The sequence below is a fragment of the Actinomadura sp. HBU206391 genome, from assembly GCF_014323665.1.
GTDB lineage: Bacteria > Actinomycetota > Actinomycetes > Streptosporangiales > Streptosporangiaceae > Actinomadura_C.
The window spans coordinates 1-1,393 of the sequence record NZ_JABVEB010000546.1 but is presented as its reverse complement, the minus strand read 5'-3'; the positions used below and the strand labels follow the sequence as shown (position 1 = coordinate 1,393).

The following is a 1,393-nucleotide window of genomic DNA, read 5'->3' as shown; positions in this document are numbered from 1 at the left end:
GAGCCGGTCGAACCCGGGGAGCCCTCGGAGGTCGAGGGCCGCGCGCGCACCGGCGCGCAGACCGGGATCGGGTCATGCGATCCGCCCCGCGACGGTGACTCCGCGCTGCCCGTGCCCGCGGTCGCTGCGCGGCACGCCGCGCTGGAGGCGCTGTTCCCCTCCGGCCGGGTCGACGAGACCGGGCAGCCGCTGGACCTGCGCTCTCGCAACAGCTGGAGCCTCAGGCTGCACGAAGTGGAGCCGGCCGAGTGGCTGGAGGTTCAGGTCGTGAACGCCTTCGCGCCGTTCCTGCTCACCGCCCGGCTGCGCGGTCTGCTCGAGGCGTCGCCGTGGCCGGACCGCTATGTCGTCCAGGTCTCGGCGATGGAGGGCAGTTTCTCCCGCGAGAACAAGACCGTCCGGCATCCGCACACCAACATGGCCAAGGCGTCGCTGAACATGCTGACCCGCACGGCCGCCGCCGACTACGCGGCCAACGGGATTCACATGAACAGCGTCGACACCGGCTGGGTGACCGATGAGCGTCCGCACCCGGGCAAGACGGCACAGCGCGAGGCGGGGTTCCGGCCGCCGCTGGACGTCATCGACGGAGCCGCCCGCGTCTACGACCCGATCGTGCGCGGCGTCGGCGGGCAGCGGATGGCCGGCCTGTTCCTGAAGGACTACCGACCGGTGGAGTGGTGACGATGGAACCGACACCCGTACGCTGCCCCGCGATCGCCCATCCCGAGGTGACGCGGGCCGATCCGGCGGACCTCGACCCGCTGATCGCCCGGCTCGCCGATCCTGCACCGGTGGAGGACGCCGAGACCTTCCCCCTCGGCACCCTCCAGCCGGACGGGCGGGTCGACCTGTGCAAGCAGGGGCTCGGGCCGGACGGGGTCACGAGAGTGCTGCCGGTGGCCGCGCGTTCACCGCACGCGGTTCATCTGCTGCTGGGCACCAACGGTCTGGGGAATCCCGGCGCGCGGGCGGTCGCAGAGGCGCTGGCCGCCGGGCACGGCCTGCGGACGCTGTATCTCGGCTGCAACCGCGTCGACGCCGAGGGAGCGACCGAGCTCGCGGACCGGCTGGGCGGCGACGACACGGTGCGCGCCCTGTGGCTCAAGCGCAACCCGGTCGGCGACGCCGGGGTCCGGTCGATCGCCGCCATGCTGCGCCGCAACACCGGGATCCGCACGCTCGACCTGGTCAACACCGGTCTGACCGGCGACGGCCTGCGTGACCTGCTGGCCGCGCTGACCGAACGGGAGCAGCTCGTCGAGCGGCTCTTCCTCGGCGGCAACGGGCTGGGACCCGACACCGCCGACCTGCTGGCCGCGCTGGTCCGCGATGCCGGCGTCCGTGAGCTCTACGTCGCGGCCAACCGGCTGGGCGACCACGGCGCGAAGGT

At 73.2% G+C, this 1,393-nt stretch carries 1 protein-coding gene and 1 pseudogene; both read left to right on the top strand.

Going from position 1 to position 1,393, the window contains the following annotated elements; genetic code table 11:
- The coding region (locus HKK72_RS39300) for an SDR family oxidoreductase (RefSeq protein WP_187239437.1) at nt 1–684 on the top strand (684 nt) is incomplete at its 5' end.
- A 2-nt stretch (nt 685–686) separates the two neighbouring features.
- Nucleotides 687–1,393 (top strand): annotated as a pseudogene (locus HKK72_RS39295) (gala protein); the annotation flags it as partial.